The 1,933-nt window shown below is 43.0% G+C and carries 3 protein-coding genes; all 3 read left to right on the top strand.

Annotated features, from left to right (window positions below; all coding sequences use genetic code 11):
- A partial coding sequence (locus ACTF5U_RS12085) for an ATP-binding domain-containing protein (protein ID WP_438971885.1) occupies positions 1–565 on the top strand: 565 nt, incomplete at its 5' end.
- 177 nt (positions 566–742) lie between these two features.
- Positions 743–1,294: a hypothetical protein gene (locus ACTF5U_RS12090; protein WP_438971886.1), complete on the top strand. Its 552-nt coding sequence runs from the start codon at positions 743–745 to the stop codon at positions 1,292–1,294.
- A gap of 427 nt (positions 1,295–1,721) precedes the next feature.
- Positions 1,722–1,933: DMT family transporter (locus ACTF5U_RS12095; protein WP_438971887.1), on the top strand; the 212-nt coding region annotated here is incomplete at its 3' end.

The raw sequence follows: 1,933 nt of genomic DNA on the forward strand, positions 1-1,933 counted from the left end.
AGCTTATATCGATGCAGTAGAAAACACGTTATCGCCACAACAGATCATTCAGGCCTTTGAGCAGTTCCGGGTGTTAGCAGCACTCAAATCTGGGCCGCAATCAGTGATGTCAGTTAACCGATTGATGAGCCGTTTTCTGGCACATCGGGGCTGGCGTACAGCGCAGACCTTTTATCAGGGCAGACCCATCATGATTACGCAGAATGATTATCGCCAGCATTTGTTTAATGGTGATGTCGGCATGCTGTTACGTGATGACGATGGCAAGCTCAAAGCGTGTTTCGATTTTGGTGAAGCACTGCGTTGGGTCAATCTAAATCGACTCCCAGCTCACGAGACCGTATTTGCTATGACAGTGCATAAAAGCCAGGGTTCAGAGTTTGATGCCGTGAGCATCCTGATGCCTGATGAGATTAGCCCTATCCTTAATCGGGAATTACTCTATACCGCCATTACCCGGGCGCGAAAAACCGTGGCCATTCTTGCGACAGAACAGGTATTAAGACATACCGTCCATAGACGTCATCAACGGGAAAGTGGGCTGAAACGACAGCTTGAAAAATGAAAGTGCCATCTTTTTTGGCTCGTTTAAATTTTGGTTTTGTTAGATAAAAAATGATTTTGTGTTTATTAAATAATATATTGCTTTAACACTAATTTTGATGGGCAATGAGCTTATATGAACGATCGTTAACATTGATTCTAAGGCTAATGGCCTCATAAATAGACTGTAAGACATAACATGAACAATATCGAAAAGCTTTACGAGGAATATGGAAGAAGATTGATTGACGTCTCTTCGCCCTCGGACATCCCAAAGAAGGTGGCTTTGGTATACATATTGTTCTGGGGAGACCAAGCTCTCGTTGTGGGTGAAGGAAAAGAAAATCGGGCACGTGTCATAGCTGATGACCTTGAAACAGTCACCCCCAATCATAAGAAAGCAATAAAGGTGAGGCTTTACAGGTTATATGGCGACGAGGAAATGGCCTTCTCTGCCTACGTAATCCAGTGTATATCCAAGAGTGAAGCTCAAAGTATTGAGAAGAATCTCCACGTTCTTATCGGTGGTAATAAAAGTGCAATTGAAGCGAAGATACTCGAGGAACTATTCAGTGGGTTGGAGGAACATTCTTTAGTATGTCTTTTACTAAGACAAGCGCTCTGCTCTGCCTTCGATGGCATATCAGATCTCAAGAAGTGGCGACGGGAAGGTTTGATCGAAGACAGTGTGTGGCTTGAAATCTGCCAGAGACTAAGACTCAACTACATGATGCATAACCAGACCTTCTAGAGCGACGCATCGCCGTCAAGGCGTCCGTTATAGTGCTGTTACATAGATGAGGAAAAGTCAGATTTGGAGTTAGCCAACGTAGTCCCGTAATCAATGGGGGGCAGAGTGTTTGATTGGATTTTACTTTAGGCCATTAGATTAATTTCATAGTCACCAAGCAAGGATTGCTGCCCGATTACTCAATAACAACATCAACCAATAAAGCTGAAGTTTTGGGAAGTGAGCGTTTCAAACGACAGGTTGAAACACAGACTAACCAACGTGTGGAGGCTGCTAATCGTGGTGGTGACAGGAAATCGAAGCAATTTCGTGAGCAAGCTAGAAATCAAACACTCTGATCCTATTGATTACAATTTATGAGTATTCCTTAGCAAAGCGTTATATATTGCTTGCCGAAAGATTCATGTCATATTGATAAAGGGAAGCAATGGGGTATTTATATCTGGCGATAGCGATAATCGCAGAAGTTATCGGCACGAGTGCATTAAAGGCTTCAGAGGAATTTACAAAGCCTTTAGCTAGTATTAGCGTCGTAGTTGGCTATGCCGTCTCGTTTTATTTTCTATCACTTGTTTTAAAAACAATTCCAGTAGGGATTGCTTATGCCATTTGGTCCGGCTTAGGGATCGTACTGATAAC

The sequence above is a fragment of the Methylophaga sp. genome (assembly GCF_965655755.1).
Taxonomy (GTDB): Bacteria; Pseudomonadota; Gammaproteobacteria; order Nitrosococcales; family Methylophagaceae; genus Methylophaga.